The 26,997-nt window shown below is 71.5% G+C and carries 23 protein-coding genes; 7 read left to right on the forward strand and 16 right to left on the reverse strand.

From position 1 onward, the window contains the following. Window positions 1-78: 78 nt before the first annotated feature. Window positions 79-807 (reverse strand): creatininase family protein, encoded by a 729-nt coding sequence (locus tag CP976_RS36370; protein ID WP_086842063.1) that lies wholly within the window; start codon window positions 805-807, stop codon window positions 79-81. A 41-nt stretch (window positions 808-848) separates the two neighbouring features. Between CP976_RS36370 and ribA the strand changes: the two genes are divergently transcribed. Together ribA and CP976_RS36380 are read left to right on the forward strand one after the other, a co-directional pair. After that, window positions 849-1,508: a GTP cyclohydrolase II gene (gene ribA / locus CP976_RS36375; protein WP_059421618.1), complete on the forward strand. Its 660-nt coding sequence runs from the start codon at window positions 849-851 to the stop codon at window positions 1,506-1,508. Window positions 1,509-1,658: 150 nt separating this feature from the next. After that, window positions 1,659-2,720, forward strand: a complete 1,062-nt coding sequence (locus CP976_RS36380; protein WP_150484141.1) for a saccharopine dehydrogenase — start codon at window positions 1,659-1,661, stop codon at window positions 2,718-2,720. Between the two features lie 95 nt (window positions 2,721-2,815). Here CP976_RS36380 and CP976_RS36385 read toward each other — a convergent pair whose 3' ends face one another. Beyond that, a complete protein-coding gene (locus tag CP976_RS36385) occupies window positions 2,816-4,048 on the reverse strand; it encodes a serine hydrolase domain-containing protein (protein WP_150484142.1) in 1,233 nt (410 codons plus the stop codon). 243 nt (window positions 4,049-4,291) lie between these two features. Here CP976_RS36385 and CP976_RS36390 point away from each other — a divergent pair, with 243 nt between their 5' ends. Continuing rightward, window positions 4,292-4,702 carry a VOC family protein gene (locus CP976_RS36390; protein WP_150484143.1) on the forward strand — a complete coding sequence of 137 codons (411 nt, stop codon included), beginning with the start codon at window positions 4,292-4,294 and terminating at the stop codon, window positions 4,700-4,702. A gap of 47 nt (window positions 4,703-4,749) precedes the next feature. On the opposite strand, the gene CP976_RS36395 is transcribed toward CP976_RS36390, so the two are convergent. Then, complete coding sequence (locus CP976_RS36395; RefSeq protein ID WP_150484144.1) at window positions 4,750-6,108, reverse strand: MFS transporter; 1,359 nt, start codon at window positions 6,106-6,108, stop codon at window positions 4,750-4,752. A 188-nt stretch (window positions 6,109-6,296) separates the two neighbouring features. Next, window positions 6,297-6,968: a TetR/AcrR family transcriptional regulator gene (locus CP976_RS36400; RefSeq protein WP_150484145.1), complete on the reverse strand. Its 672-nt coding sequence runs from the start codon at window positions 6,966-6,968 to the stop codon at window positions 6,297-6,299. Between the two features lie 141 nt (window positions 6,969-7,109). Between CP976_RS36400 and CP976_RS36405 the strand changes: the two genes are divergently transcribed. Together CP976_RS36405 and CP976_RS36410 are read left to right on the forward strand one after the other, a co-directional pair. Next, window positions 7,110-7,985 (forward strand): shikimate dehydrogenase, encoded by an 876-nt coding sequence (locus CP976_RS36405; RefSeq protein ID WP_150484146.1) that lies wholly within the window; start codon window positions 7,110-7,112, stop codon window positions 7,983-7,985. A gap of 14 nt (window positions 7,986-7,999) precedes the next feature. Continuing rightward, window positions 8,000-9,796, forward strand: coding sequence for a bifunctional sugar phosphate isomerase/epimerase/4-hydroxyphenylpyruvate dioxygenase family protein (locus tag CP976_RS36410; protein WP_150484147.1), 1,797 nt, complete (start codon window positions 8,000-8,002; stop codon window positions 9,794-9,796). Here CP976_RS36410 and CP976_RS36415 read toward each other — a convergent pair. From CP976_RS36415 to tkt, 8 genes are all read right to left on the reverse strand, one after another. After that, window positions 9,783-11,249, reverse strand: coding sequence for a membrane-associated oxidoreductase (locus tag CP976_RS36415; RefSeq protein ID WP_150484148.1), 1,467 nt, complete (start codon window positions 11,247-11,249; stop codon window positions 9,783-9,785). The genes CP976_RS36410 and CP976_RS36415 overlap by 14 nt on opposite strands. 73 nt (window positions 11,250-11,322) lie before the next feature. After that, on the reverse strand, window positions 11,323-11,910 hold the full coding sequence (locus CP976_RS36420; RefSeq protein ID WP_150484149.1) for a histidine phosphatase family protein: 588 nt from the start codon (window positions 11,908-11,910) through the stop codon (window positions 11,323-11,325). Window positions 11,911-11,913: 3 nt separating this feature from the next. Continuing rightward, window positions 11,914-12,798 carry a phosphogluconate dehydrogenase (NAD(+)-dependent, decarboxylating) gene (gnd, locus tag CP976_RS36425; RefSeq protein ID WP_020277652.1) on the reverse strand — a complete coding sequence of 295 codons (885 nt, stop codon included), beginning with the start codon at window positions 12,796-12,798 and terminating at the stop codon, window positions 11,914-11,916. A gap of 1 nt (window position 12,799) precedes the next feature. Further along, on the reverse strand, window positions 12,800-14,464 hold the full coding sequence (gene pgi / locus CP976_RS36430; protein ID WP_150484150.1) for a glucose-6-phosphate isomerase: 1,665 nt from the start codon (window positions 14,462-14,464) through the stop codon (window positions 12,800-12,802). Further along, the gene (opcA, locus tag CP976_RS36435) at window positions 14,457-15,392 is read right to left on the reverse strand and encodes a glucose-6-phosphate dehydrogenase assembly protein OpcA (protein WP_150484151.1); all 936 of its coding nucleotides are present in this window, start codon (window positions 15,390-15,392) and stop codon (window positions 14,457-14,459) included. The genes pgi and opcA overlap by 8 nt, the downstream gene beginning before the upstream one ends. After that, window positions 15,389-17,056: a glucose-6-phosphate dehydrogenase gene (zwf, locus tag CP976_RS36440; protein ID WP_150484152.1), complete on the reverse strand. Its 1,668-nt coding sequence runs from the start codon at window positions 17,054-17,056 to the stop codon at window positions 15,389-15,391. The genes opcA and zwf overlap by 4 nt, the downstream gene beginning before the upstream one ends. Next, window positions 17,053-18,198, reverse strand: coding sequence for a transaldolase (gene tal, locus CP976_RS36445; protein WP_150484153.1), 1,146 nt, complete (start codon window positions 18,196-18,198; stop codon window positions 17,053-17,055). The genes zwf and tal overlap by 4 nt, the downstream gene beginning before the upstream one ends. Before the next feature lie 19 nt (window positions 18,199-18,217). Continuing rightward, a complete protein-coding gene (gene tkt, locus CP976_RS36450; RefSeq protein ID WP_150484154.1) occupies window positions 18,218-20,293 on the reverse strand; it encodes a transketolase in 2,076 nt (691 codons plus the stop codon). Between the two features lie 157 nt (window positions 20,294-20,450). Between tkt and CP976_RS36455 the strand changes: the two genes are divergently transcribed. After that, on the forward strand, window positions 20,451-21,338 hold the full coding sequence (locus CP976_RS36455) for a helix-turn-helix domain-containing protein (RefSeq protein ID WP_150484155.1): 888 nt from the start codon (window positions 20,451-20,453) through the stop codon (window positions 21,336-21,338). A 63-nt stretch (window positions 21,339-21,401) separates the two neighbouring features. Here the strand turns inward: CP976_RS36455 and CP976_RS36460 are convergent, their stop codons facing one another. Beyond that, on the reverse strand, window positions 21,402-22,796 hold the full coding sequence (locus CP976_RS36460; RefSeq protein ID WP_150484156.1) for a glycoside hydrolase family 16 protein: 1,395 nt from the start codon (window positions 22,794-22,796) through the stop codon (window positions 21,402-21,404). A 209-nt stretch (window positions 22,797-23,005) separates the two neighbouring features. Here CP976_RS36460 and CP976_RS36465 point away from each other — a divergent pair, with 209 nt between their 5' ends. Continuing rightward, window positions 23,006-23,461, forward strand: a complete 456-nt coding sequence (locus CP976_RS36465) for a VOC family protein (protein ID WP_150484157.1) — start codon at window positions 23,006-23,008, stop codon at window positions 23,459-23,461. Between the two features lie 30 nt (window positions 23,462-23,491). On the opposite strand, the gene CP976_RS36470 is transcribed toward CP976_RS36465, so the two are convergent. Genes CP976_RS36470 through CP976_RS36480 form a run of 3 tightly spaced genes read right to left on the reverse strand, consistent with a single transcriptional unit; the run spans window position 23,492 to window position 26,993 of the window. Further along, window positions 23,492-24,283, reverse strand: a complete 792-nt coding sequence (locus CP976_RS36470; RefSeq protein ID WP_150484158.1) for an IclR family transcriptional regulator — start codon at window positions 24,281-24,283, stop codon at window positions 23,492-23,494. Then, window positions 24,280-25,647, reverse strand: coding sequence for an alpha/beta hydrolase family protein (locus CP976_RS36475; protein ID WP_150484159.1), 1,368 nt, complete (start codon window positions 25,645-25,647; stop codon window positions 24,280-24,282). The genes CP976_RS36470 and CP976_RS36475 overlap by 4 nt, the downstream gene beginning before the upstream one ends. After that, on the reverse strand, window positions 25,644-26,993 hold the full coding sequence (locus tag CP976_RS36480; protein ID WP_150484160.1) for an MFS transporter: 1,350 nt from the start codon (window positions 26,991-26,993) through the stop codon (window positions 25,644-25,646). Before CP976_RS36480 ends, CP976_RS36475 begins: the two co-directional genes overlap by 4 nt. Between the last annotated feature and the right edge of the window lie 4 nt (window positions 26,994-26,997).

Below are 26,997 nucleotides of genomic sequence, written 5' to 3' on the forward strand. Positions count from 1 at the left end.
CCGCTGGTACGCGGGCCTGCGCGCCGGGTCCGAGTCCGCCTCACCGGCCCCCGGACCCGGCCCCGCGACCGTGCCTGACTACGCGTCGGAGGTCAGCAGCGAGAAATACGCCCCGAAGGAATCCGCCAGGCTCGCCAGGAGTTCCTTCCCCTTTTCCGCCGAACCCAGCGAAGGACGGCCGATGACACCGGAATCGGTATAACCGGACATGCCGAGGGTGAGCAGATGACGCCGGTCGTCAGCGACAAAATCGGAAGTCTCATAACCGGGTCGGAGCATTTCGGGATGAGCGTGCAGAAGGATGGAGGTCTCTATTTCCCCCGCGTGCATGTCGGTGAGCAGCGAGGCGACCACACCCGCCCGCTCCCGCGCCGCCTCCCAGTCCTCCGGGGCCGGGAACAGCGCCATCCGCTCGCCGCGGGCGGAGGATTCCTGAACGACGTTGCCCAGTACGTAGTTTCCGCCGTGCCCGTTGACCACCACCAGGGCGTCGACGCCCGACCGGCGGAGCGAAGCCGCTATGTCCCGTACCACCGCATGAAGGGTCACCGAGGAGATGCTCACGGTCCCCGGCCAGGCCGCGTGCTCGTGCGAGCACGAGATCGTCACCGGAGGAAGGAGGTGCACCGGGTACGCGCCGGCTATCTCCCGCGCGACGGCACAGGCGACGAGCGTGTCGGTCGCCAGCGGGAGATACGGACCGTGCTGCTCGAAGCTCCCCACGGGAAGCACCGCGACCTGCCGTGAGACACCGGCGCCCCGCGTCCGTACGTCTTCCGTGGTGTCCGCCGGCACCAAGTCACTCATAACGTCACGGCCTTTCGTCTCTGCTTAGGAACTCGAGAATCATGACAGAAAAAATTGGCGTACTCGGCAAGAAGTCACCGCAGCGGACCGGCGTGGAACGCGTCGTGAATGCGCCCTTGCCCACTGTGTACGGGAAATTCCAGGCGGTCGGCTACCTGGACCACGACCGCGGTGACGAACAGGTGGCGCTGGTCTACGGCGACCTCGGCACCGACGACGTGCTCATCCGGCTGCACTCGGAGTGCCTGACCGGCGACGCCTTCGGCTCCCAGCACTGCGAGTGCGGCGACCAGCTCGACGCCGCCCTGCGCGCGGTCGTCGCCGAGGGCGCCGGTGTCGTGGTCTACCTCAGAGGGCATGAAGGCCGTGGCATCGGCCTGCTCGCCAAGCTGCGCGCGATGGCCCTCCAGGCGGAGGGCCTGGACACCGTCGAGGCCAACCTCGCCCTCGGCCTGCCGGTGGACGCCCGCGACTACGGCGTGGCCGCCCGGATCCTCGACGACCTGGGCGTCAAGTCCGTCCGCCTGATGTCCAACAACCCGCGCAAGCGTGAGGCGCTGGTGAACCACGGCATCGAGGTCGCCGAGCAGGTGCCGCTGCTGATCCCGCCGTGCGAGAACAACATCACCTATCTGCGGACCAAGCGGGAGCGCCTCGACCACCACCTGCCCCACCTCGACGCGGTGGTCAGCTCCTCCTGAGACGACGCCGGGGCAGATCCGGAGCCCCTCGACGTGACCTGGGCGCATTCGTGCGCGACCCCCGTGCGGGCCGCGTACGCTTCGTGGACGTCCGACCCTTGAGCGCCGGCCCTTCGTGGCCGGCGCCTCACGTCCGGAGGCCCACCTGGTATGACCGAGCTCCATCTGTGGCTGCGCCACGAGGCCCGAACGACCGAGCGACGCACACCGGTCGTGCCCGACGACGCCCGGCGGCTCGTCGAGCACGGAGTGGCACTGACCGTCGAGGACTCCCCGCAGCGGGTCTTCCCGACCGAGGAGTACGAGGCGGCCGGCTGCCGCGTCGCCCCCGCGGGCTCCTGGGTGTCGGCCCCGCGGGACGCCGTCGTGCTCGGTCTGAAGGAACTGCCCGACGATACGGCGGGACTGACGCACCGGCACATCTTCTTCGGCCACGCCTACAAGGGCCAGCCGGGAGCGGCCGGCCTCCTGCGCCGGTTCGCCGCCGGGGGAGGGGCGCTGTTCGACCTGGAGTACCTGGTGGACGACACCGGGCGGCGCCTCGCCGCCTTCGGGTTCTGGGCCGGTTACCTGGGCGCGGCCCTGGCGGTGCTCCAGCACCGCGGCCGGCTGCGGGCGCCGCTCACGCCCACGACGAAGGAGGCCCTGGACGAGACGCTGAAGCCCGACCCGGACGACACCGAGTTCACCGGCCTGGTCATCGGCGCCCTGGGACGCAGCGGCCGCGGTGCCCGCACGGCCTTCGCCACCGCCGGTGCGGACCCGACGTGCTGGGACCTCGCCGAGACCCGCGACCTGGACCGCCGCGCCCTGCTGGCGCACGACGTGATGGTGAACGCGGTACTCGCCACCAGCCCGGTCCCGCCCTTCCTCCGCGAGCAGGACCTCGACACCCCGGAGCGCCGCCTGCGCACCCTGTGCGACGTCACGTGCGACGTCGGCTCCCCGCTCAACGTCCTTCCGGTGTACGACGAGACCACCGACTGGGACGAGCCGGTCCGCCGGCTGCGCGAAGACCCCCCGCTCGACCTGATCGCGATCGACAACCTGCCCTCCCTGCTGCCGCTGGAGTCCAGCGCCGACTTCTCCGCCGCCCTCCTGCCCCACCTGCTCGACTTCGGTGTCTCCGGGGCCTGGGGCCGCTGTCTGGACCGGTTCCGTCAGGCATGCCGCGAACACGGCCTCGGCACGGGGGAGAAACTTGACCACTGACCTGGTCCCGGCGAGCGGCACGGTCCGAGCAGTGGCTGAGTGAACTCACCCGGGACGGCGTCGGGTTCACACTCCGCGTCGACCAGTGGCGGGGGTCAGCCCGACACGGCCTCGTGGACGAACTTCTTGAGGTCCCGGAAGACCGTGTGCGAGGTCTTGGGCCGCACCTGCGTCATGAACTGCACCGTCAGGTCGCGTCCCGGGTCGACCCAGAACGTCGTCGTGGCCACCCCGCTCCAGCCGTAGGCACCGAGCCCGGACGGCGCCTGGGTGCGGGACGGGTCGATCACCACGGAGACGTTGAGCCCGAAGCCGACCCCCTCGTTGCCGGACTCGTCATGGGCCGGGCGGCTGCCGAATGCCCGCAGATCCGCGCCGCCGGGCAGGTGGTTGCGGGTCATCAGGTCCACCGTCCGAGGGGCGAGCAGCCGGACGCCGTCGAGCTCGCCCCGGCGGCGCAGGAACTCCATGAAGCGGTGGTAGTCGTGGGCGGAGGCCACCATGCCGCCACTGCCGGACAGGAACCGCGGCCGGCCGCCGCGCAGCGGCAGTCCGGGGATCCGCTCGATGCCGCCGCCCTCCTTCTCCCCGTACATCTCGGACAGCCGTGGCGCCTGCTCGTCCGTGACGTGGAACCCGGCGTCCGTCATGCCGAGCGGCCCGAAGACCCGCTCGGCGCAGAACACGTCGAGCGGCTGCCCCGACACGACCTCGACGACCCGGCCCAGGACGTTGCTCGCCACCGAGTAGTTCCACTGCGTGCCGGGCTCGAACTGCAACGGCAGACTCGCGTACACCTCGATCGTCTCGGCCAGGTCCGAGCCCGGCCGCACCGACGACTCCAGGCCGGCCTCGCGGTACAGGGCGTCCACCGGGTGGGTGTGGTAGAAGCCGAAGGTCAGGCCCGAGGTGTGGGTCATCAGGTGCCGGACGAGTATCGGGCCGGTGGCCGGGCGGGTTCTGATGTCGGCACCGGAGCCGTCGACGTAGACCCGCGGGTCGGCGAAGGCCGGCAGGTGGTCGGCGACCGGGTCGTCCAGCGACAGCCGGCCCTCCTCCACGAGCAGCAGCGCGGCGACCGCGGTGACCGGTTTCGTCATGGAGTAGACCCGCCACAGCGTGTCCGGCTCGACGGGCCGCCCGGCCGCGATGTCGCGCAGGCCGCGCGTCGTGAGGTGGGCGACGCGTCCGGCGCGGGCGACGGACACGAGGAAGCCCGGCAGCCGGCCCTCGTCGACGAGACCGGCGAAGTGCCGGTCCAGGCGGCCCAGCGCCTTTGGATCCAGCCCGGCCTCATCCGGGTCGACCTCTTGTCGCAGCTGTGCCATCGCTCATCCTCCGTCGCGCTCGTCGAGGTGAGATCCGGCATACCCCGCCCGGACCGCCTCAGACCCCATCCTCGTGCAGGAACCATGCGTGATCACGCGAGAACGGCAACCTGATCCAGCTCTGCACGCCAAGTCCTAGGTTCCGGGGCGCAGGACCGACGGCCGATGTCAGGCGGCGGCCGGCCTCCTAGGCTGCGAGGCGCATCGCCGCCGCAGATCAGGACGCCACGAGAAGAGGTCGCCATGCCCGTGAACGGTCGCAGCCACATCCGGATCGCCCGCCCCTCCCGCGACCTCGCGGCGGCCGAGCGGTTCTGGCGTGAGGGGCTCGGGCTGAGTGTCGTGTGGCGGTCCGAGGGCGGATCCGAACCGGGTCACCACGACCTGCTGATGCTCGGCTGGCCGGACGCCGACTGGCATCTGGAGCTCGTGTACGAGTCCGCCCGGCCGGTGGATCCCCGCCCCACCGAGGAGGATCTGCTGGTCGTCTACGCCGACGGCCCGGTCCCGGCGGACCTGATCGCCCGCTTGGAGCGGCACGGCGGCAAGCGGGTCGAATCCCCCAACCCCTACTGGAACGAGTGGGGCGTCACCGTCGAGGACCCGGACGGCTATCGCCTGGTGCTGTGCCGCCGGGCCTGGTCCAACGGCTGACGAGACCCCGCCGGGCCCGCGAGGACCCGGCGGGAGCGGTCAAGGGCTCAGGCCGTCACCTTCTCCGGCTCCGTGGTCGCCCGGGCCGGGCGTACGCCCAGCGCCTCCGTCGGAACCCGGTGCGTCTCGCGAGCCGACAGCGCGGCGATGACGGGCGGCACGCACAGGGCCGCCGTGAACAGGGCCACCGCCGACCAGTCGTCGCCGCCCGGCCCCGCGATCTGCGCGGCGAACGTCACCGCGAAGCCGGCCGCCGCGAAACCGATCTGCGTCCCGATGGCCACGCCGGACAGCCGGACCCGGGTCGTGAACATCTCGCCGTAGAAGGCGGGCCACACGCCGTTCGCGGCGCTGTAGACCACGCCGAAGCAGAGGATGCCGAGGAGGAACGTCAGCGGGTACGAGCCTGTGGACACGGCCCACAGGTACAGGAACATCGTCACCGCGCTGCCGACCGCACCGATCAGGTACACCGGGCGGCGGCCGATCCGGTCGGACAGGGTGGCCCAGAGCGGGATCGCGGCGAGTGCGACGAGGTTGGCCAGGGCGCCCACCCACAGCATGGCGGTGCGCGACATGCCGACCGCGTCGCTCGTGGCGTACGCCAGCGCCCACACCGTGAAGATGGTGCTGACCGAGGCGATGAGCGCGCCCCCGATCACCCGCAGCACATCCGCCCAGTGCTCGCGCAGCAGCACCACCAGCGGCATTTTGACGACGCCCTGCTCGGCGGCCTGCTGGGCGAAGGCCGGGGTCTCGTCCAGCTTGCGGCGGATGACCCAGCCGACGACGGCGACCGCGACGCTCAGCCAGAACGGCACCCGCCAGCCCCAGGACAGCAACTGGTCCTCGGGCATCGCGGCGACCGGGATGAAGACCAGCGTGGCCAGCAGCTGGCCGCCCTGCGTGCCGCTGAGGGTGAAGCTGGTGAAGAAGCCGCGCCGGCCCGGCGGCGCGTGTTCCAGCGTCATGGAGTTGGCGCTGGCCTGCTCACCCGCCGCCGAGATGCCCTGGAGCACCCGGCACAGCACCAGCAGGACCGGGGCGAGCGTGCCGACCTGGTCCCGGGTCGGCAGACAGCCGATCAGGAACGTCGACAGGCCCATCAGCATCAGCGTGAAGACCATGATCTTCTTGCGGCCGAGCTTGTCGCCGAAGTGGCCGAGGACCAGCGCGCCGACCGGGCGGGCGGCGTACGCGACGCCGAACGTGGCCAGCGACAGCAGGGTCGCGGTGGCCGGGTCCGACTCGTCGAAGAACACCTCCGGAAAGATCAGCGCGGCGGCGCTGCCGTAGATGAAGAAGTCGTAGTACTCCAGCGCGCTGCCGATCCAGGCGGCGGTCGCGGCTTTCCTGGGCTGACCGGGCGGGGCTGCGGCCCCTCGGGGCGTGGCGGGGACGGACACGGCGGCTCCTTTGGCGGCTCCACCATAGGCGGAGTGAACAGAAGGACGAGCGAAGGACGAGCGAAGGGGGAAGTGCCGGATCGCGGCTAATTAACCCACTGGGTAGTTAGTAGGGGATGGCTAGGGATGCTGCGCCCGAGTGCCGCCGGTGTCAAGGGGTCGTGCGCCCGGTGTTCGGCGCCGGACGGTCAGTCCGCCGCGCGCTCCGCCGTGAGGTACGCGATCACCATGTCGCCCAGCATGGCGCGGTAGTGCGCGCGCTGCGCCGGGGCGACCAGGTCGCGGCCGAACAGCGCGCCGAAGGTGTGCCGGTTGGAGACCCGGAAGAAGCAGAAGGAAGAGATCATCGCGTGCAGGTCGACGGCGTCGACGTCCGCCGTGAACAGCCCTGACCTGCGGCCTTCCTCCAGGATGCGACCGATCACGTCCAGGGCGGGGGAGCCGATCCTCGCCAGCTTCCCGGAGGCGGCGATGTGCTGCGCCTCGTGGATGTTCTCGATGCTGACCAGACGGATGAAGTCCGGGTGCTGCTCGTGGTGGTCGAAGGTCACCTCGGCCAGGCGGCGGATGGCCGCCACCGGGTCCAGGTGCTCGACGTCGAGCTGCTGCTCGGCCTCCCGGATCACGCCGTAGGCCCGTTCCAGCACGGCCGTGAACAGCTGTTCCTTGCCGCCGAAGTAGTAGTAGATCATCCGCTTGGTGGTGCGGGTGCGGGCGGCGATCTCGTCCACGCGGGCCCCGTCGTAGCCGGCCCGGGCGAACTCCTGCGTGGCGACGTCGAGGATCTCGGCCTGGGTGCGGGCGGCGTCACGGACGCGCTCGCGCTCGCCAGGACGTGCCGGTTCTTCGACGCTGGTCATCAGGTTCCTTCGGGCGGAGGGGCCGGTGCCGGTGATTCTAGGAGCAGGGGCCGGATCCCACCGGGGCCTTCCCGTGGTCGAGCTCGGCTGATATAGCTAACGTACTAGTTCGTACATTAGTGAGCCGCTCGGGAGGCCCGTGTGCCCAAGGACTCGTATCTCGTCGGACTGATCGGTTCCGGTATCGGCCCGTCGCTCAGCCCGGCACTGCACGAGCGGGAGGGCGACCGGCAGGGCCTGCGCCTGCTGTACCGGCTGATCGACATCGACCCGCTCGGGGTGCCGCCCGAGGCGGTGGGCGATCTGGTGCGGGCCGCCCGCGACCTCGGGTTCGACGGGCTCAACATCACCCACCCCTGCAAGCAGCTCGTCATCGAGCACCTGGACGCGCTCGCGCCGCAGGCCGAGGCGCTGGGCGCGGTCAACACCGTCGTCTTCGAGGACGGCCGGGCCGTCGGCCACAACACGGACGTCACCGGCTTCGCCGCGTCCTTCGCGCGCGGACTGCCCGACGCGCCGCTGGAGCGGGTCGTGCAGCTGGGCGCCGGTGGCGCGGGCGCGGCCGTCGCGCACGCCATGCTCACCCTCGGCGCCGAGCGGGTCACCGTCGTCGACGCCCTGCCCGAACGGGCCGCCGCTCTGGCCGGATCCCTCAACCGCGCCTTCGGCCAGGACCGTGCCGCCGCCGCGGCCCCGGACCGGCAGGCGCGGCTGCTCGCGCAGGCCGACGGCATCGTCCACGCCACACCCACCGGCATGGCGGCCCACCCCGGCCTGCCGCTGCCCGCCGAGCTGCTCCGCCCCGGGCTGTGGGTCGCCGAGGTGGTCTACCGACCGCTGGAGACCGAACTGCTGCGCACCGCCCGCGCGCTGGGCTGCGCCACCCTCGACGGCGGCGGCATGGCCGCCTTCCAGGCCGCCGACGCGTTCCGCCTGTTCACCGGACGGGAACCCGACGCCGCGCGGATGCTGGCGGACCTGACCGAACTGGCCGGAGCCGTAGGGGCATCGAACTGAAGAGAGGTACCGACGTGCGTACGTCCATCGCCACCGTCTCCCTCAGCGGATCCCTCACCGAGAAGCTCACGGCCGCCGCCCGGGCCGGCTTCGACGGAGTGGAGATCTTCGAGAACGACCTGCTGGCCAGCCCCCTCACCCCCGAGGAGATCCGCGCCCGCTGCGCCGACCTCGGCCTCTCCATCGACCTGTACCAGCCGATGCGGGACATCGAAGCCGTCCCCGAGGACGAGTTCGCCCGCAACCTGCGGCGGGCCCGCCACAAGTTCGAGCTGATGCGCAGGCTCGGCGCCGACACGGTCCTCGTCTGCTCCAGCGTCTCCCCGCATGCGGTGGACGACGACGCCCTCGCCGCCGAACAGCTGAGCCGGCTCGCAGACCTCGCCCGGGACTCCGGCATCCGGGTGGCCTACGAGGCGCTCGCCTGGGGGCGGCACGTCAGTACGTACGACCACGCCTGGCACATCGTCGAGGCGGCAGGGCACCCGGCGCTCGGGACCTGCCTCGACAGCTTCCACATCCTCTCGCGCGGCTCGGACCCCAAGGGCATCGAGGACATCCCCGGCGAGAAGATCTTCTTCCTCCAGCTCGCCGACGCCCCGCTGCTCGCCATGGACGTCCTCCAGTGGAGCCGCCACTACCGCTGCTTCCCCGGCCAGGGCGGCTTCGACATCGCCGGCCTCGTGCGCCACGTGCTGCGCACCGGCTACGAAGGACCGCTCTCCCTGGAGGTCTTCAACGACGTCTTCCGGCAGGCCGAAGCAGGTCCGACCGCCGTCGACGCCCGGCGTTCCCTGCTGGTCCTCCAGGAGACGGTGGGCCGGGCCGCCCTGCCCGAGCCCGTCGTCCCCACCGGCGTCGCCTTCGCCGAGCTGGTCACGCCCGACGCCGAACCCCTCACCGCCCTGCTCGGCGCCCTCGGCTTCGCCCGCACCGCCCGCCACCGCGGCAAGCCCGTCGCCCTGTGGGAGCAGGGGGACGCCCGGATCCTCGTCAACACCGGGCCGGCCGTCCGCCGCGACGGCACCCAGCTCGCCGCCATCGGGCTGGAGTCACCGGACCCTGCCGAGGCGGCCCGGCGTGCGGAGGCGCTGCTGGCGCCCGTCCTGCCGCGCCGCCGCGCACCCGGGGACGCCCCGCTCGACGCGGTCGCCGCCCCCGACGGCACGGAACTCTTCTTCTGCGCCACCGGCCGCCCTGGCCTGCCCGACTGGCGGGCCGACTTCGAGGACACCGACTCGGCACCCGTCCCCGCGACCGTCCGCCGCATCGACCATCTCGCCCTCGTCCAGCCCTGGCACCACTTCGACGAGGCAGCCCTCTTCCACCGCGGTGTGCTCGGCCTCCAAGCCCAGGAGAGCGTGGACGTCGCCGACCCCTACGGCCTGCTCCGCAGCCGTGCCGTCACCAACACCGACGGCAGCGTCCGGATCGCCCTCACCGTCGGCCCCGCACCCATGGACGACACCGTCCACGCCCAGCACATCGCCCTGGCCACCGACGACGTGGTCGCCTCGGCCCGCCGCTTCCGGGACGCCGGCGGCGGTCTGCTGCCCGTCCCGGCGAACTACTACGACGATCTCGCCGCCCGCTTCGAGTTCGCCGACGGTGAGCTGGAGACCTACCGCGACCTCGGCATCCTCTACGACCGCGACGCCCACGGCGTCTTCCGCCACTGCTACACCCGCACCGTCGGCCGCGTCTTCTTCGAACTGGTCCAGCGCGACGACGGCTACCGGGGTTACGGAGCCCCCAACGCCCCCGTCCGGCTGGCGGCACAGCACGCGGTGCGGGCACTCACTGGCGGCTGACCGACCGGGTGATGCCGGTGACGACCGTCGTGGCCAGGATCCAGCCCGTGAGCACCAGGGTGTAGGAGAGCCACTGGTATCCGCCGGTGGGGGCGAACGCGCCCTCCTGGCCGAAGGAGATCACCGGCAGCAGCAGGTCGAGCGTGTAGAAGACCGGGTTGAACTGCGGGGCCTCGTCCGCCTTCAGCGGCTGTGGGTGGTGCAGCGCGTAGGCCACAGAGCCGATCACCAGCAGCGACACCAGCCAGCCGGCGGCGCGCAGGGGCCGGAAGCCGTAGCCGACGGCCGCGTCCTGGACGTAGCCCCACAACCGGCCGTACCACGGCAGGGTGCCGCGGCGGCGGCGCTGCTTGGCGAGCTGGACGACGCGGGCGGCGTCGTCGTCGCCGATCCGGCGGTAGGCGGCGGTCAACTGCTCGTAGGCGTGCGGGACGTAGCCCTCGCGGTCCCGTTCCAGCATCGCCAGGCGCCGCTCGGCGGGTTCGTGCGGGGTGAGGGAGGCGTAGACGAGGCTGTTGAGCAGGACCTCCCCGGGGACCACGTCCGGTTCGAGGAACAGGACGTCCAGCTGGGCGCGGCGCAGGTTGAGGGCGCCTGTCATGGGCGGGCTCCTGCGCAGCCAGAGTTCCCCGACGGTGCAGCTGCTGGCGCGCAGTGCCGTGTCACCGGGGTTCGCCAGGCGGGCGTGGGAGAGGTCGAGGCGGCCCGCGATCCGGGCGCCGCGCAGGCCGATCCAGCCGAGGACGTCCATGTCGCGCAGCAGCACGTCACCCTCCACCGTGAGCGTCTCCGCGTCTAGGGCGGCCTCACCGGTACCGGCCTCCAGCCGCGCCCGGTTGAGGTCGATCGTCCCGGCGACCGAGGCACCCGTCAGGCGTACCTCGCCGCGGGTGCGGAGTTCCTGCGCCGACAGGCCGTCGCCGATGGTCACGTGGTTGAGCTGGAGCGCGGGCTGATCGGTGGGCCGTTCGTCGATCTCGGCCCTGTCCATGAAGAGCGCCCCGGAGATCTGCGCCCCGCCGAGCCGGACGGGCCCCTCGAACAGGCAGTCCGACATGCGCAGCACGCCGTCCACGCGGAGGGTGGCGGCGTCCAGCCCGGGCAGGGCGGATTCGCGCAGGTTGAGCTGCCGCAGCCGCGCCCCGTACAGGACGGGGACATCCTCGAAGTGGCAGCCGCTGAGACGCACGGCGCGGTCGACCTCTCCGTACTTGAGGTCCAGCACGCCCGTGATCCGCGCGCCCGCCAGCCGGAGAGCGGCCGTCTCCCCGTCCTCCTGCGGGGCGCTCAGCAGCAGGGCCCGCACCACGGCCGCCCGCACGGTCCGTTCGGGTCCCCAGTCCGCGCCCCGCGCCGGGTCCTCGTCCGTCGACCCCCGGAAGTCCACGTCGTCCCCACGCGGAAAGGCGCGCCACACCCGCTCCTCGGCGGGTGTCATGTCCTCGATCTCCATCAGCGGGGACTCTGACGGGCCCGGCCGGAGGCTGTCAACTCACCTCCGGCCGGGGCCGGTTACACGGTGGTGTTCACGCCCTGGTGTTCCACTCCGCGATCACGGGCCGCCCGTGCTCGGTCGAGAGCCGGCAGACCGTGCCCGTCTCCAGCCGGAACAGCCGACCCATTGAGGGCGGCAGGCCCAGCCGGCGGGCCGTCAGGACGCGGAGGAAGTGGCCGTGCGCCACCAGCAGCACATCGCCCTCGGGCAGCGCGCCGGCCACCCGGGACAGCACCCGGTCGGCGCGCTCGCCGACCTCTTCGGGGGACTCGCCCGGCTTGCCGTCGGGGCCGGGCGGACCTCCGTCGGTCCACAGGTCCCAATCGGGGCGGGTGCGGTGTATCTCCTCGCTGGTGATGCCCTCGTAGGCGCCGTAGTACCACTCGTGCAGGTCCGCGTCCCGCTCGGTCCCCGTCAGGCCCGCGAGTTCGGCGGTGCGCACCGCGCGGCCGAGCGGGCTGGTGAGGACCAGTGCGAAGGAACGGCCCGCCAGCAGCGGAGCCAGCGACTTGGCCTGCTCCTCGCCGTTCGGGGTGAGGGGCAGGTCGGTGAAGCTGGTGTGCTGTCCGCTCCGGCTCCACTCCGTCTCGCCGTGGCGGACCAGCAGCAGATCTCCCACGTCCTACGCCTTCTTCGCGGACTCGACGGCGTGGCCGCCGAACTGGTTGCGCAGCGCCGCGATCATCTTCATCTGCGGCGAGTCGTCCTGCCGGGAGGCGAACCGGGAGAACAGGGAGGCGGTGATGGCCGGCAGCGGCACGGAGTTGTCGATCGCGGCCTCCACGGTCCAGCGTCCCTCGCCGGAGTCCTGGGCGTAGCCCCGCAGGCCCTCCAAGTGCTCGTCCTCGTCGAGGGCGTTGACCGCGAGGTCCAGCAGCCAGGAGCGGATGACGGTGCCGTCCTGCCAGGAGCGGAACACCTCGCGGACGTTGTCCACCGAGTCCACGGCCTCCAGCAGCTCCCAGCCCTCGGCGTAGGCCTGCATCATCGCGTACTCGATGCCGTTGTGGACCATCTTGGCGAAGTGCCCGGCGCCCACACTGCCCGCGTGGACGAAGCCGTACGGGCCCTCCGGCTTGAGCGCCTCGAAGATCGGCCGCAGCCGGTCGACGTACTCCTTCTCGCCGCCGACCATCAGGGCGTAGCCGTTCTTCAGGCCCCACACGCCGCCGGAGACGCCCGCGTCGACGAAGCCGATGCCGCGCTTGCTCAGTTCCTCGGCGTGCTTCTCGTCGTCCGTCCAGCGGGAGTTGCCGCCGTCGACCACCGTGTCGTACGGCTTGAGGAGGTCCGCCAGACGGTCGATGACGTGCTGGGTGGGGTCGCCGGCCGGGACCATGACCCAGACCGTGCGCGGCGCCTCGAGCTGGTTGACGAGGTCGGCCAGGCTGGCGACGTCGGACTTGTCCGGGTTGGTGTCGTAGCCGATGACGGTGTGGCCGGCGTTGCGCAGGCGCTCGCGCATGTTGCCGCCCATCTTGCCGAGACCCACAAGACCGATCTGCATGTCAGTTCACTTCCCGAAGATTGCGGTAGGCGGCCACCAGCGCGGCCGTGGACGGATCGAGACCGGGGACGTCGGCGCCCTCGGTCAGGGCGGGCTCGACGCGCTTGGCGAGCACCTTGCCGAGCTCGACGCCCCACTGGTCGAAGGAGTCGATGTTCCAGACCGCGCCCTGCACGAACACCTTGTGCTCGTAGAGGGCGACCAGCTGGCCGAGGACCGACGGGGTCAGTTCGGTGGCCAGGATCGTCGTGGTGGGGTGGTTTCCCTGGAACGTGCGGTGCGGCACCTGCTCCTCGGGTACGCCCTCGGCCCGCACCTCCTCGGCGGTCTTGCCGAAGGCGAGCGCCTGCCCCTGCGCGAACAGGTTGGCCATCAGCAGGTCGTGCTGCGCCTTCAGTTCGTCGCTCAGCTCGGCGACGGGCCGCGCGAAGCCGATCAGGTCGGCGGGGATGAGCTTGGTGCCCTGGTGGATCAACTGGTAGTAGGCGTGCTGCCCGTTGGTGCCGGGCGTGCCCCACACCACCGGCCCCGTCTGCCACTCCACGGGACGGCCGTCGCGGTCCACCGACTTGCCGTTGGACTCCATGTCGAGCTGCTGGAGGTAGGCGGTGAACTTCGACAGGTAGTGGCTGTACGGCAGGACGGCGTGCGACTGGGCGTCGTGGAAGTTGCCGTACCAGATGCCGAGCAGGCCCATGAGGAGCGGGGCGTTGGCCTCGGCGGGGGCGTTGCGGAAGTGCTCGTCGACGATGCGGAAGCCGTCGAGCATCTCGCGGAAGCGGTCCGGGCCGATCGCGATCATCAGGGACAGGCCGATCGCGGAGTCGTACGAGTAGCGGCCGCCGACCCAGTCCCAGAACTCGAACATGTTGTCGACGTCGATACCGAAGCCGGCGACCTTCTCGGCGTTCGTGGACAGCGCCACGAAGTGCCGGGCGACCGCCTTTTCGTCGCCTCCGAGGCCGTCCAGCAGCCAGGAGCGCGCCGAGGTCGCGTTCGTGATGGTCTCGATCGTGGTGAAGGTCTTGGACGCGACGATGAACAGCGTCTCGGCCGGGTCCAGGTCGCGGGTGGCCTCGTGGAGGTCAGAGCCGTCCACGTTCGACACGAAGCGGAACGTCAGCTCCCGGGCGGTGAACGGCCGCAGCGCGTCGTAGGCCATCGCCGGGCCCAGGTCCGAGCCGCCGATGCCGATGTTGACGACGTTCCGGATCCGCTTGCCGGTGTGTCCGGTCCACTCCCCGGAGCGCACCCGGTTCGCGAAGCCGGACATCTTGTCGAGCACGGCGTGCACGCCCGGGACGACGTTCTCGCCGCCGACCTCGACCACCGCGTCCCGGGGGGCGCGCAGCGCGGTGTGCAGCACGGCCCGGTTCTCGGTGGTGTTGATCTTCTCGCCGCGGAACATGGCGTCGCGCTGCCCGAACACGTCGGTGGCGGTGGCCAGCTCCTGGAGCAGGGCCAGCGTCTCGTCGGTGACCAGGTGCTTGGAGTAGTCGATGCGCAGGTCGCCGACGTGCACGACGTAGCGCTCGGCGCGCCCCGGGTCCGCCGCGAACAGCTCGCGCAGGTCCGGCTGCGGCAGGGCGTCCGCGCGGTGGTCCTCCAGGGCGGTCCATTCGGGCCGCCGCGTGAGGCCGGGGGAGCCGGAGGGGGAGTCAGACATGAGCAGGGGTCTCCTCGGTTGCCTCGCCGTTCAGGGCGATGGCGTACATCTCGTCCGCGTCGAGGCGCCGCAGCTCCTCGGCGATGAGTTCGGAGGTGGCACGGACCTTCAGGGCGAGGGTGCGGGAGGGCTGGCCCGGCAGGGTCAGCGTGGCCAGCGGTCCCTCGGGGCGGTCGATGACGATCTCGCCGTTCTCCGTGCCCAGGCGGACCGCCGTCACCACCGGCCCGGCGGTGACCACCCGGTCGACCCGGACGTGCAGCCGCGCCTCCAGCCAGCGGGCCAGCAGCTCGGCGGCCGGGTTCTCGGCCTCGGCCTCGACGGCCGCGGAGATCACCTTCGCCCGGGCCTGGTCCAGCGCCGCCGCCAGCATCGAACGCCAGGGCGTCAGCCGGGTCCAGGCGAGGTCGGTGTCGCCGGGCGCGTAGGAGCGGACCCGGCTCTCCAGCATCTCCAGGGGGTTCTCCACCGCGTACAGGTCGGTGATGCGCCGCTGGGCCAGCGCCCCGAGCGGATCCTTCGAGGGCACCTCCGGCGCCTCCATCGGCCACCACACCACCACCGGCGCGTCCGGCAGCAGCAGCGGCAGCACCACCGAGTCGGCGTGGTCGGACACCTCGCCGTAGGTTCGCAGGATCACCGTCTCGCCGGTGCCGGCGTCGGCGCCGACCCGGACCTCGGCGTCCAGCCGGGACTGGGTGCGGTCGCGCGGGGTGCGGGCGTGCCGCTTGATGACGACCAGGGTGCGCGAGGGGTGCTCGTGCGATGCCTCCTCGGCCGCCTTGATCGCGTCGTAGGCGTTCTCCTCGTCCGTGACGATCACCATCGTCAGGACCATGCCCACGGCGGGCGTGCCGATGGCGCGGCGGCCCTGCACCAGCGCCTTGTTGATCTTGCTTGCCGTGGTGTCGGTCAGGTCGATCTTCATGGCCTGCGCCAGCTCCGTCCGTCTCGTGCGAGCATCTCGTCGGCTTCCGCGGGTCCCCAACTGCCCGAGACGTACTGCGCGGGCCGGCCGTGCGTGGCCCAGTACTGCTCGATCGGGTCGAGGATCTTCCAGGACTCTTCCACTTCCTGGTGACGGGGGAACAGGTTGGCGTCGCCCAGGAGGACGTCCAGGATCAGCCGTTCGTACGCCTCGGGGCTCGATTCGGTGAACGACTCGCCGTAGGCGAAGTCCATCGTCACGTCCCGGATCTCCATCGACGTACCCGGCACCTTGGAGCCGAACCGCACCGTCATGCCCTCGTCCGGCTGGACGCGGATGACGATCGCGTTGGAGCCCAGCTCCTCGGTGGCGGTGGAGTCGAAGGGGGAGTGCGGGGCCCGCTGGAACACCACCGCGATCTCCGTCACCCGGCGGCCCAGCCGCTTGCCGGTGCGCAGGTAGAACGGCACACCCGCCCAGCGGCGGTTGTCCACCTGGAGCTTGATCGCGGCGTAGGTGTCGGTCGAGGAGGCCTGGTCGATGCCCTCCTCCTCCAGATAGCCGCGGACCTTCGTGCCGCCCTGCCAGGCCGCCGCGTACTGCCCGCGCACGGTGTGCCTGCCCAGGTCCTCCGGCAGCCGCACGGCCCGCAGCACCTTCAGCTTCTCGGTGAGCAGTGACGCCGCGTCGAATGCGGCGGGTTCCTCCATCGCGGTGAGCGCCATCAGCTGCAGGAGGTGGTTCTGGATGACGTCACGGGCGGCGCCGATGCCGTCGTAGTACCCCGCGCGGCCGCCGATGCCGATGTCCTCGGCCATCGTGATCTGCACATGGTCGACGTACGACCGGTTCCAGATCGGCTCGAACATCTGGTTGGCGAAGCGCAGCGCCAGGATGTTCTGGACGGTCTCCTTGCCGAGGTAGTGGTCGATACGGAAGACCTGCTCCGGGTCGAACACGTCGTGCACGATCGCGTTCAGCTCGCAGGCGCTGTCGAGGTCGTGGCCGAACGGCTTCTCGATGACCGCGCGGCGCCAGGAACCCTCCTGGGCGTCGGCCAGCTTGTGCTTCTTCAGCTGCTGGACGACCTTGGGAAAGAACTTCGGCGGCACCGAGAGGTAGAAGGCGTAGTTGCCGCTGGTGCCCCGGGAGGCGTCCAGCTCCTCGACGGCGGAGCGGAGCTGCTTGAACGCAGTGTCGTCGTCGAAGTCGCCCGGGATGAACCGCATGCCCTCGGCGAGCTGCTGCCAGACCTCCTCGCGGAACGGGGTGCGCGCGTGCTCCCGGACCGCGTCGTGCACCACCTGCGCGAAGTCCTGGTCCTCCCAGTCCCGGCGGGCGAAACCCACCAGCGAGAAGCCCGGCGGCAGCAGGCCGCGGTTGGCCAGGTCGTACACGGCCGGCATCAGCTTCTTGCGGGACAGGTCGCCGGTCACGCCGAAGATGACGAGCCCGGACGGGCCCGCGATCCTGGGCAGACGGCGGTCGCGCGGGTCGCGCAGCGGGTTGGCGAAGTCGGTGCCGGCGTACTCCGGACGAGGTGCGGCCCGGCCGCTCACCCCCGTCTGCTCGACCCCGGCGGCCTCCTGCGCCGCCCGGGCCTCCTTGTCCTCCTTGGTTCCTATGGTCTCCTGCTCGGCCGTCTGGGGGATGCTCTCAGTCATTCCGCGTCAACTCCCTTGCTGTTCAAGGACTTGGTGACCGCGTCCAGCAGGTCCTGCCAGGCCACCTCGAACTTGGCGACGCCTTCGTCCTCCAGTTGCCGCACCACCTCGTCGTACGAAATGCCGAGCCGCTCGACGGCCGCCAGGTCGGCGCGCGCCTGGGCGTAACCGCCGGTGACGGTGTCGCCCTGGACGTCACCGTGGTCGGCGACGGCGTTCAGCGTGGCCTCCGGCATGGTGTTGACCGTGCCGGGGGCGACCAGTTCGTCCACGTACAGGGTGTCCTTGTAAGCGGGGTCCTTCACACCGGTGGAGGCCCAAAGGGGGCGCTGCCGGTTCGCACGGGCGCCGCCCAGGGCCTGCCAGCGCGGCCCGGCGAATACCTGTTCGTACGCCTCGTAGGCCAGCCGCGCGTTGGCCAGGGCCGCCCTGCCCTTCAGGGCGAGGGCCTCGTCCGTGCCCAGCAGCGTCAGCCGCTTGTCGATCTCGGAGTCGACACGGGAGACGAAGAAGGACGCGACCGAGTGGATGGCCGACAGGTCGAGACCGGCCGCCTGCGCCTCATCCAGGCCGGCGATGTAGGCGTCCATCACCTCGCGGTAGCGCTCGAGCGAGAAGATCAGCGTGACGTTCACGCTGATGCCCGCGCCGATCACCTCGGTGATCGCCGGCAGACCGGCCTTCGTCGCCGGGATCTTGATCATCACGTTGGGGCGGTCCACCAGCCAGGCGAGCTGCCGGGCCTCGGCGACGGTCGCCGCCGTGTCGTGGGCCAGCCGCGGGTCGACCTCGATGGACACCCGGCCGTCCCGCCCGCCGGTGGCGTCGTACACCGGCCGCAGGACGTCGGCGGCGGCCCGGACGTCGGCCGTCGTCATCATCCGGACGGCCTCCTCGACGGTGACGCCCCGCACCGCCAGGTCGGCGAGCTGTTCCTCGTAACCCTCGCCGGAGCCGATGGCGGCCTGGAAGATGGACGGGTTGGTGGTGACGCCGACGACGTTCCCCGTCGCCACGAGACCGGCCAGGTCGCCGGACTCGATCCGCCGGCGGGACAGGTCGTCCAGCCAGATCGACACGCCCTCGTCGGACAGGCGCTTGAGTGCTCCCGCGTTCGCGGTCGCTTCGGTCACAATGATCATCTTCTTTCGGGCGGTCGGATCAGCCACGAGCCGCGGTCAGGGACTCGCGGGCTGCGGCGACGACGTTCTCGGGGGTGAAGCCGTACTCGGCGAACAGCGTCTTCGCGTCGGCGGAGGCGCCGAAGTGCTCCAGGGAGACGATGCGTCCCGCGTCCCCCACGAACCGGTGCCAGGTCAGGCCGATACCGGCCTCCACCGCGACCCGGGCCTTCACGGACGGCGGCAGGACGCTGTCGCGGTACGCGCGGGGCTGCTCCTCGAACCACTCCACGGACGGCATCGACACGACCCGCGTGGGCACGCCCGCCGCCTGGAGCTGCTCACGCGCCTCGACGGCGATGTGCACCTCGGAGCCGGTGGCGATGAGGATCACCTGCGGCTCGCCGCCTTCCGCCTCGGCCCTCACGTAACCGCCGCGCACCACGTCCGGATTCGGCTCGTACGTGGGGACACCCTGGCGGGTGAGCGCGAGACCGTGCGGGGCCGGGTCGCTCGTGTGCCGCCTGAGGATCTCGGCCCAGGCGAGCGCGGTCTCGTTGGCGTCGGCCGGGCGTACGACGTTCAGGCCGGGGATGGCTCGCAGCGCGGCCAGGTGCTCGACCGGCTGGTGGGTCGGGCCGTCCTCGCCGAGGCCGATGGAGTCGTGCGTCCACACGTACGTCACGGGCAGCTGCATCAGGGCCGACATCCGGACGGCATTGCGCATGTAGTCGGAGAACACCAGGAAGGTGCCGCCGTAGATGCGCGTGTTGCCGTGCAGGGCGATGCCGTTCATCTCCGCGGCCATGGAGAACTCGCGGATGCCGAAGTGGATCGTCCGGCCGTACGGGTCGGCCTCCGGCAGCGGGTTGCCCCGCGGCAGGAAGGACGACGTCTTGTCGATCGTGGTGTTGTTGGAGCCGGCCAGGTCGGCCGAGCCGCCCCACAGCTCGGGGACGACGGCGCCGAGGGCCTGGAGCACCTTGCCGGACGCGGCACGGGTGGCGACCGCCTTGCCCGGCTCGAACACCGGCAGGGTGTCCTCCCATCCCGCGGGCAGCTCGCCCTTGCTGACCCGGTCGAAGGTGGCGGCGCGCTCCGGGTTCTCGCCGCGCCAGGCGGCGATCCGCTTGTCCCAGGCGGTGTGCGCCTCGGCGCCCCGGTCCAAGGCCTTGCGGGTGTGCGCCAGCACCTCGTCGGCGACCTCGAAGGTCTTCTCCGGGTCGAAGCCGAGGAGGCGCTTGGTGGCAGCGACCTCGTCCTCGCCGAGCGCCGAGCCGTGGGAGGCCTCGGTGTTCCGCGCGTTCGGGGCGGGCCAGGCGATGATGGTGCGCATCGCGATGATCGACGGGCGCCCGGTCTCTGCCTGAGCCTCCTTCAGCGCCGCGTACAGCGCGTGCACGTCGACGTCGCCGTCCTCCCGCGGCTCGATCCGCTGCACGTGCCAGCCGTACGCCTCGTACCGCTTCAGCACGTCCTCGGAGAACGCGGTCGCGGTGTCGCCCTCGATGGAGATGTGGTTGTCGTCGTAGAGGAAGACCAGGTTGCCGAGCTTCTGGTGGCCGGCCAGCGAGGAGGCCTCGGCGGAGACGCCCTCCTGGAGGTCGCCGTCGGAGACGATGGCCCAGACGGTGTGGTCGAAGGGGGACTCGCCCTCAGGGGCGTCCGGGTCGAACAGGCCGCGCTCGTAGCGGGCCGCCATCGCCATGCCGACCGCGTTCGCGACGCCCTGGCCGAGCGGGCCGGTGGTGGTCTCCACACCCGCGGTGTGCCCGTACTCGGGGTGCCCGGGCGTCTTCGAGCCGTGCGTGCGGAACGCCTTCAGGTCGTCCAGCTCCAGCTCGTAGCCCGCGAGGTACAGCTGGGTGTAGAGGGTCAGCGACGTGTGACCGGGGGACAGGACGAAGCGGTCACGTCCGGTCCACTCCGGATCGGCCGGGTCGTGCCGCATCACCTTCTGAAAGATCGTGTAGGCGGCCGGCGCCAGACTCATCGCGGTGCCGGGATGGCCGTTTCCGACCCGCTGGACGGCATCGGCCGCCAGCAGACGGGCGGTGTCGACGGCACGCCGGTCGAGTTCGGTCCATTCGAAGCGGTCCGCTGTCTGCGTGCTCATCTTCAAGAAATCCTCGATAGGAGCGAGTGGGCTGGTCTGACGTGTTCAAAACTAAAAGTCTGACTTTTTCGAGGGAAGGTCGCCGTGTGCCAGCCTGTGGTGAAACTGGGACACGCGGCGGCAGCGCGGCACACGAACGGGGCGGTACGAGGCGGACATGGCGGACAGAACCATCCAAGGCGGCGACGGGATCAGAACGTTCCCCTTCCCGGTCGAGCTGAGTGTCGGCGGCGTCGGCATGCAGGTCGGCCCGATGGGCACCGGCCGCACCTGGCACGCCGACGCGCCCCTGGAGCGCGTGCACCGCATCGACTTCCACGTCGTGCTGCTGTTCGGCGAGGGCCCGGTCCGGCACATGGTCGACTTCACCGAGTACGAGGCCGCGGCCGGGGACCTGCTGTGGATCCGCCCGGGGCAGGTCCACCGCTTCTCCCGCACGAGCGAGTACCGCGGAACCGTGCTCACCATGCAGCCCGGCTTCCTGCCCCGCGCGACCGTGGAAGCCACCGGCCTCTACCGCTACGACCTGCCGCCGCTGCTGCGCCCCGACGCGGCCCAACTCACCGGTCTGCGCAACGCGCTCGGCCAGTTGCGACGCGAGTACGAGGACACGGCCACGCTGCCGCTGAGCCTGCACACCGCCGTCCTCCAGCACTCGCTGACGGCGTTCCTGCTCCGGCTCGCCCATCTCGCCGCCAGTTCGGCGGAGTCGGTACGACAGCAGTCCGACTCCACCTTCACCCTCTTCCGGGAGGCCGTGGAGAAGGACTTCGCCACCAACCACAGCGTCAGCGCCTACGCCGACGCGCTCGGCTACTCCCGCCGCACCCTGGTCCGCGCGGTCCGCGCCGCGACCGGCGACACCCCCAAGGCCTTCATCGACAAGCGCGTGGTCCTGGAGGCCAAACGCCTCCTCGCCCACACCGATCTGCCGATCGGCCGCGTCGGCGCGGCGGTCGGCTTCCCCGACGCCGCGAACTTCTCCAAGTTCTTCCACCAGCACACGGACCTGACACCGGCGGCGTTCCGGGCGGAACTGCGCTGAGGCCGTGAAAACCGGCAGCGAAAGGGGGCTCCACGCGCGCGTGGAGCCCCCTGCCGAGGTTGGTCAGCGCCCGAAGGTGAACCAGTTGACGTTCACGAAGTCCGCCGGCTGTCCGCTGGTGAAGGTCAGATACACGTCGTGCGTGCCCGTCACAGAGCTGATGTTCGCCGGAACGGTCCGCCACGACTGCCAGCCGCCGGTGCCGCCCACCGCGAAACTCCCGACGGGCGCGTTGCTCCGGCTGTCCAGCCGCACCTCGACCAGTCCGCTGACGCCGCCCGCCGCACCGCTCGCGACCCGGGCGCTGAACTGCCGGGCCGCCGTGGAGCCGAAGTCGACGCCCTTGAAGTGCAGCCAGTCACCGTTGGCCAGCGAGCCGACGTTCTGACCGCCGCCGGAGTCGGACGTCGTCTCGGTCATCGCACCGGACTGGCCGTCGTAGGACTCGGCCTGGATGGTGGAGTAGGCGTCGCGGTTGCCGGTCGGGGGAGGTGTGGTGCCACCGCCGGACGACAGCACCTGGACGTAGTCGACGACCATCGGGTGGCCGGGCTGCGTCCCGGCGTCCGGGCCGCCGCCGAACGCGTCCGGGAAGCCGCCGCCCATCGCGACGTTCAGGATGATGAAGAAGCCGTGGTCCGTGGCGTTCCGCCAGGTCGTCGCGTCGACCTGGTTGGCGCGCACCGTGTGGAAGTTGACGCCGTCGAGGTAGAAGCGGATCTCCTCGACGCTCGTCGAGCGGTCCCACTCCATCCGGTAGGTGTGGAAGCCGGCCTGGCAGGTGGTGCCCTGGCAGGTGGTCGAACTGCCGATGCCGCTGGTCTCGTTGCAGGGGCCGCCCGGCGAGGTGCCGCAGTGCATCGTCGCGAACACCGTGTTCATGCCCTGGGTGTTCTCCATGATGTCCAGCTCGCCGACGCCCGGCCAGTTCCAGTAGTTGCCGCGGTACGGGGCGCCGAGCATCCAGAACGCGGGCCAGTAGCCCTTGGCCGCGGCCCCGGTGACGTTCGGCACCTGGATGCGCGACTCCACGCGGAGCTTGCCGCCGGCCGGGGGCTGGAAGTCGGTGCGGTTGGTCTCGATACGACCGGAGGTCCAGTTGCCGGCGCCGTCGCGCCGGGGGGTGATGCGGAGGTTGCCGTTGCCGTCGAGGGAGACGTTGTCGGTGCTGCTCGTCATCGTCTCGATCTCGCCGGTGCCCCAGTTGGCGGGGCCGCCGGGGTAGCCCTTGCCTGTCGCGTACTGCCAGTCGGCCGTGTTGACGCCGCTGCCGGCCGGGCCGTTGAAGTCGTCGAGGAAGACCTGGTTCCAGCCCGACGGGGGCGGCGGCGCGGAGGCGCTCGCGGAGGGAGTCGCGGCGGTGGCGGCGACCGCGGCGAGGCCGAGTGTGCTGACCACGGCGACGAACGCCCGCCGCAAGGGGCGCCGTGCGCGGAGTCTGCCGGAGGTGTCACTCATGTGGGGATGCCTCTCGGGTACGGGTGCGGGAGGGTGAGGACGCCCCTGAGAGCGCTCTCAAAGTGCCGTCAATGTGCTCCACGCCACGCGGGTCGTCAAGAGGTGAAACCGGGAAAAGTGCGGGGCGGCCGATGAGTGCAGGTTCTGAACGGGCGCTGCCGACCGGGGGGTTGGGGGCCGTTGTCAGACCCTCCTGCGATGCTCACGGCATGGACGTCACCTTGCAGCTGACCATCGACTGTGCCGACCCGGCGAAACTCGTGACCTTCTGGACCGAGGCCCTCGGCTACGTGCCCGAACCGGCCCCGGGCGGGCACCCCACCTGGCGGGCCTACTGGGCGGACATGGGGGTGCCCGAGGGGGAACTGACCGAGGGGGCGGGGGAGACCCCCGAGTCGATCGTCGACCCGGACGGGCAGGGGCCCCGCGTCTGGTTCCAGCGGGTGCCGGAGGGCAAGACCGTCAAGAACCGGGTGCATCTCGACCTGAAGGTCGGCGGTGGGAGAGGTGTTCCCCTGCCGGAGCGCACCCGGAGAGTCAGGGGCAAGGTGGACCGGCTGACCGCGGCCGGCGCGACGGTGCTTCGGGTCATGGACGAGCCGGACATGGACTACTACGGCGTCGTGCTGCGGGACCCGGAGGGCAACGAGTTCTGCGTGGGCTAGGGGAATTCTCCTCGCCCTGAGTTCGCCGCCTCAGGCCCGCTCCGGCAGCCACCCCAGGGCCCGCGAGATGCCGCGCGCCGCCACCCGTACCGCCGGGACCAGCACCGGCACCTGGGCGTCGGCGTGCGGCACCACGATGGACACGGCGGCGGCCACCGAACCGTCCGCCGTGCGCACCGGCGCGGCCACCGACAGGGCGTCCTCCGTGATCTGACGGTCGCTCACCGCGACGCCGGTCCGGCGCACTTCGGCGAGTTCCCGCCGCAGTCGCGCCGGGTCGGTGATCGTGTGCGGTGTGAAGGAGGCGAGTTCACCCGCGCAGTACGCCTCCCGGAACTCCGGGTCCCCGTGGGCCAGCAGGGCGAGCCCCACCCCGGTGGCGTGCAGTGGCCAGCGCGCGCCGACGCGGATGTGCACGCCGACCGCGGAGCGCCCCGACAGCCACTCGATGTAGACGACGTCCGAGCCGTCCCGCACCGCAAGCTGCACGTTCTCGTGCGTCGCCTCGTACAGGTCCTCCAGGTACGGCAGTGCGATCTGCCGCAGGGCGAGGCCGCGCGGCGCCAGCGCGGCGATCTCCCACAGCCGGAGCCCGACGTGGTAGACGCCGGACTCGTCCCGTTCCAGGGCACCCCACTCGGTGAGCGCGCCCACCAGCCGGTGCGCGGTGGTCAGGCTCAGCCCGGCCCGCCGGCTGATGTCCGTCAGGCACAGGGCCGGATGCTCGTGGTCGAAGGCCGCGAGGACGGACAGCAACCGGTCGGTCGCGGTGGGGGCGCCCCCTGTGCCGGTGGAGCCGAGGGCTCGGGGCAGAGCGGTCATGGCCGGGTGTCTCCCGGGTGGGCGAGGTCGTAGGGGCGGGGGTAGGCGGCCGGCCGGTACCGGACGTAGCGGGGCTCGGCCGTCGGTTCGGCCGCTGTCGCACGGGCGTTGAGGGCGGCGGGCGAGGTGTCCCAGCGGCCTGTGTCCAGGCGGTTCTCCAGGGTGCGCAGGGCGGCCAGCGTCTCGCCGGGAGTGAACGTGCAGTGGCCGGGGGCGTCGACGTAGGCCTGGCGGAACAGCGGTGCGGAGCCGGCCGCGCCGGCCGCCCGCCGGTAGGCGCTCTCCGCCTGCACCGGTATCAGCGCGTCGCCGGTCGTGTGGATGTTCAGCTGGGGGTCGGCCAGCCGGCCGGAGAGCACGCTGGTGTTCCGCATCCACCGCACGGCCGGCTGATCGGCGGATATCCGGGGTGCCCGGCCCAGGGCCGAGAGGTCGGTACGCAAGGACAGTCCCGCCTCCTTGTAGAGCTCCTTCACCTCTTTGTACAGCGGGGAGCGGCCGAGCATGGCGGTGTAGTCGACACCGGTGTTCCACGACGGGTTGCCGCCCGCCCGGCTCTCGGCCTCCTGCCGCCAGCTGAACGCGGGCATCTGGAGCAGGCCCCGGACGGCGGTGTACTGGTTGGCCTGCTGGGTTTCCCAGTCCGTGGGGCCCGGCTCGGTCTGCGAGGCGTCGTTGTAACCGGGGATGTCGTGCAGGGCGGCGGCGAGGGCGATCCGGGCCCGGCCCTCGGGGGTCTGCTGGGCGGCGTCGACCTTCGAGGTGAGCGCCTTCCCTGCGGCGACCGCCTCCGTCTGGCCGGCGAAGCCCGCGAGCCGGATCCCGGAGTCCGGCGCGAGGAGCGTGCGCAGCGCGAACACCGGGTCCAGGGTGCTGTTCCAGTTGGCGACGCCGCCCTGCACCAGCCCGCACATCGACAGCGAGCCGTCGAACCGGCCGGAGTGCCGCTCGGCGAGCATCGTGGTGACGAAGCCGCCGTACGAGGTGCCCCAGGCGAGGGTCCGCCGGGCCGCCCCGAACTTCTCGGTGAACAGGTCCAGCGTGGCGAGCTGGTCGGGCACCGCCTCGGTGACGGCCCAGCCGTTCGTCGCGTACGAGGAGCCGATCAGGGCGTAGCCCTCGGCCAGCAGCTTGTCCCGGGCGGCCGCACCCGGGGTGTTCTGGGCCGGGTTGGGAGCTCCGGCCGGGGCGTAGCCGTGGCTGTATAGCAGCACCGTGCCGTTCCAGGACGCGGGGACGTCCATCACGTACGCGGCGCCGGAGGGGAGCCGGCCCTCCAGGTGCGTGTCCGTGGCGGCGGACTGCGCCGGCAGTGCGGTCGCCACGGACAGGCAGGCGGTCAGTAAAGCGAGGCGGATCCTCAACGCGGGGTCCCTTCCAGGGTGGGGGTGGTGGTGGCGGGGGAGTCCAGGGCGTCGGTGTGCGTCTCGCGCAGGCGCCACACGGTGACGGCGGTGATCGCCGCGCCCGCGCACAGCAGCAGCGAGACGGGCGTGCTCCCGCCCCCGTACGAGGCGAGGAGGCTGCCGGCGATGAGCGGGGAGAACCCGGCACCGACCAGGGTGGCCGCCTGGTAGCCGAGGGATGCGCCGGTGTAGCGGACGCGGGTGCCGAACATCTCGGTGAGCAGGGCGCCGAGCGGGCCGTACATCGTGGACTGGGCGACACCGTGACCGAGGGCGAGGGCGAGGATCAGCAGTCCGGGCGAGCCGGAGTCGACCAGTGCCAGGACGGGGAAGGCGAGCGCGGCCGAGGCGACCGCTCCGGCGAGCACGACGGGCCGGCGGCCGACCCGGTCCGACAGCGCGGACGCGGCGGGCAGGACGACGAGGGCCACGCAAGAGGCGACGGTCACCGCGGTCAGCACCTGCGGGCGGGTGTACCCCTCGTCGACGGCGTAGGAGATCATGAAGCTGGTCAGCAGCGACTGGGCGGTGAAGGCGCCGATGCCGACGCACGCGGCGAGCAGCACGGGCTTCGGACGGCGCAGCACCTCGACGATCGGCGGCTTGTCCACCGGTTGCCGCTTGACCTGGGCGAACAGCGGGCTCTCGGCGACCTTGAGGCGCACGAACAGCCCGACGGCCAGCAGCACGATGCTCAGCAGGAAGGGCACCCGCCAGCCCCAGGAGCGGAACTCGTCGTCGGGCAGGCCGGCGACGATGGTGACGACACCGGCCGACAGCACGGAACCGAGCGGGGCGCCGAGCTGGGTGAAGCTGGACCACAGGCCGCGCCGGGAACCCTGCGTGTGCTCGGCGTGCTCGACGACCATGAGCATCGCGCCGCCCCACTCGCCGCCGATCGCGATGCCCTGCACCACGCGCAGGGCGACCAGCAGGATCGGGGCCCAGACGCCGATCGTGTCGTACGTCGGCAGCAGGCCGATGAGGAAGCTGCCGCAGCCCATCAGGACCATGGTCAGCAGCATCATCGACTTGCGGCCGATCCGGTCGCCGAAGTGGCCGAAGAGGATGCCGCCGAGCGGGCGGGCGAGATAGCCGGCGGCGAAGGTGCCGAACGCCGCGATGGTGCCGACCGCCGGGTCGGCCCGGGGGAAGAACAGCTCGCCGAAGACGAGCGCGGCGACCGTTCCGTAGACGAGGAAGTCGTAGAACTCGACGGCCGTTCCGAGCAGGCCGGAGACGGCCACGCGGCGCAACTGCCGCGAATCGGGGGCGGGTTGAGCGGGAGAAGGGGATGGCTGCACGGGA

The organism is Streptomyces coeruleorubidus (assembly GCF_008705135.1).
GTDB lineage: Bacteria > Actinomycetota > Actinomycetes > Streptomycetales > Streptomycetaceae > Streptomyces > Streptomyces coeruleofuscus.

Bases quoted from the DNA above. Each gene is read 5' to 3' on its own strand.
- CP976_RS36370 (WP_086842063.1), bottom strand. From the start codon at position 807: ATGAGTGACTTGGTGCCGGCGGACACCACGGAAGACGTACGGACGCGG.
- ribA (WP_059421618.1), top strand. From the start codon at position 849: ATGACAGAAAAAATTGGCGTACTCGGCAAGAAGTCACCGCAGCGGACC.
- CP976_RS36380 (WP_150484141.1), top strand. From the start codon at position 1,659: ATGACCGAGCTCCATCTGTGGCTGCGCCACGAGGCCCGAACGACCGAG.
- CP976_RS36385 (WP_150484142.1), bottom strand. From the start codon at position 4,048: ATGGCACAGCTGCGACAAGAGGTCGACCCGGATGAGGCCGGGCTGGAT.
- CP976_RS36390 (WP_150484143.1), top strand. From the start codon at position 4,292: ATGCCCGTGAACGGTCGCAGCCACATCCGGATCGCCCGCCCCTCCCGC.
- CP976_RS36400 (WP_150484145.1), bottom strand. From the start codon at position 6,968: ATGACCAGCGTCGAAGAACCGGCACGTCCTGGCGAGCGCGAGCGCGTC.
- CP976_RS36415 (WP_150484148.1), bottom strand. From the start codon at position 11,249: ATGGAGATCGAGGACATGACACCCGCCGAGGAGCGGGTGTGGCGCGCC.
- gnd (WP_020277652.1), bottom strand. From the start codon at position 12,798: ATGCAGATCGGTCTTGTGGGTCTCGGCAAGATGGGCGGCAACATGCGC.
- pgi (WP_150484150.1), bottom strand. From the start codon at position 14,464: ATGTCTGACTCCCCCTCCGGCTCCCCCGGCCTCACGCGGCGGCCCGAA.
- opcA (WP_150484151.1), bottom strand. From the start codon at position 15,392: ATGAAGATCGACCTGACCGACACCACGGCAAGCAAGATCAACAAGGCG.
- zwf (WP_150484152.1), bottom strand. From the start codon at position 17,056: ATGACTGAGAGCATCCCCCAGACGGCCGAGCAGGAGACCATAGGAACC.
- tal (WP_150484153.1), bottom strand. From the start codon at position 18,198: ATGATCATTGTGACCGAAGCGACCGCGAACGCGGGAGCACTCAAGCGC.
- tkt (WP_150484154.1), bottom strand. From the start codon at position 20,293: ATGAGCACGCAGACAGCGGACCGCTTCGAATGGACCGAACTCGACCGG.
- CP976_RS36455 (WP_150484155.1), top strand. From the start codon at position 20,451: ATGGCGGACAGAACCATCCAAGGCGGCGACGGGATCAGAACGTTCCCC.
- CP976_RS36460 (WP_150484156.1), bottom strand. From the start codon at position 22,796: ATGAGTGACACCTCCGGCAGACTCCGCGCACGGCGCCCCTTGCGGCGG.
- CP976_RS36465 (WP_150484157.1), top strand. From the start codon at position 23,006: ATGGACGTCACCTTGCAGCTGACCATCGACTGTGCCGACCCGGCGAAA.
- CP976_RS36470 (WP_150484158.1), bottom strand. From the start codon at position 24,283: ATGACCGCTCTGCCCCGAGCCCTCGGCTCCACCGGCACAGGGGGCGCC.